At 59.8% G+C, this 1,369-nt stretch carries 1 protein-coding gene; it reads left to right on the top strand.

Annotated features, from left to right (window positions below; all coding sequences use genetic code 11):
- Positions 1–75 precede the first annotated feature (75 nt).
- Positions 76–1,110, top strand: a complete 1,035-nt coding sequence (locus tag FHW96_RS25890; protein ID WP_172343444.1) for an IS110 family transposase — start codon at positions 76–78, stop codon at positions 1,108–1,110.
- Positions 1,111–1,369: the final 259 nt, after the last annotated feature.

The raw sequence follows: 1,369 nt of genomic DNA, 5'->3' as shown, positions 1-1,369 counted from the left end.
CTGATGGGGTGGACGCCCCCCGACGGCATCGATGTGCCATAGTGGAGGTGTTGAACACCACTGAAGGAGGCGTCCGTGTCGGAGGTTATCACAATCGGATTGGATATCGCCAAGAATTCGTTTCACGCACATGGTGCCGGCGAGCGGGGCGAGACAGTCTTCAGCCGCAAACTGAGCCGCAGCAAGTTGCTAGAGTTCTTTGCTAACCAGCCTGCCTGCCTTGTCGCGATGGAGGCATGCGGTGGCGCCCATCACTGGGCGCGACAATTGGTCCAACTTGGGCATGAGGTTCGGCTTATTCCGCCGATCTACGTCAAGCCTTTCGTGAAGCGCCACAAGAACGATGCGGTCGATGCAGAAGCGATTTGTGAGGCGGCGCAGCGGCCGGGAATGCGGTTCGTCGCTATAAAGACCGAGGAACAGCAGGCTGCTGGCATGGTCTTTCGGACACGTGACTTGCTGGTTCGTCAACGCACTCAATTGATCAACGCATTGCGTGGCCATCTCGCGGAATACGGCTGGGTAGCACCGCGCGGCGTGGGCCAGGCGGCGATGCTAGCGGACTTGCTAGATGAAGATGAGATGGCTTCTTCTCTACCCGAGCCGGCACGGGCCATGCTGCGGGTCATGACCGACATGTTGGACCAACTGGATCACCGGATTACCGGCCTGGACAAGGAGATCGCGCGCCGGACACGTGAAGATGAAGTTGCGCGTCGACTTATGACAATCCCTGGCATCGGGCCGATCGCTGCCACTGCTATCGTGGCGCTAGCGCCTCAGGCGGCGTCGTTCACAAAGGGCCGCGATTTTGCCGCGTGGCTAGGCCTTGCTCCACTTCAGCACTCAACCGGTGGCAAGCAAAAGCTGGGCAGGATATCGAAAATGGGTGAGCGGACCATCAGGCGATTGCTTATAATCGGCGGTAGCGCGGTCGTGCGGCAGGCCGCCGTGCGAGGCGCGCCGGCAGGTTCGTGGCTAGAAGGGATGCTGGCCCGCAAACCGCGTATGCTTGTCTCGGTCGCGCTCGCCAACAAGATGGCGCGCATTGCCTGGGCGCTCATGACAAAGCAGGAAGATTACAAAGCTCCGGTCGCTGTCGCCGCGTGATGCTGCGACAACAGACCTGAGGTCGTCGGAGACGTAGGCGGTCGAAGGAGGGTATGGCACAACTGTCAGTTAGACGGGGTCGGAAAACCAGGGAATGTCGAAGCGCTAACCAAGCGCGCTAAGCCGATTTGGATCCGGTCTGCGAACTCCCATACTGGCCCGCAGCATAATGCTGCATCCAGAGGCCGGACAGACGAGAGCACCTGACTACGTGCCAGATCTCATTTAACGCTTGCTTCTTTTGGGGCGTCCACAGACG

Origin of the sequence: Novosphingobium sp. SG751A (assembly GCF_013149295.1) — a bacterium.
Classification (GTDB): domain Bacteria; phylum Pseudomonadota; class Alphaproteobacteria; order Sphingomonadales; family Sphingomonadaceae; genus Novosphingobium.
Note: the sequence above shows the minus strand (reverse complement) of the source record. Positions and strands in the feature narration are given on the sequence as shown.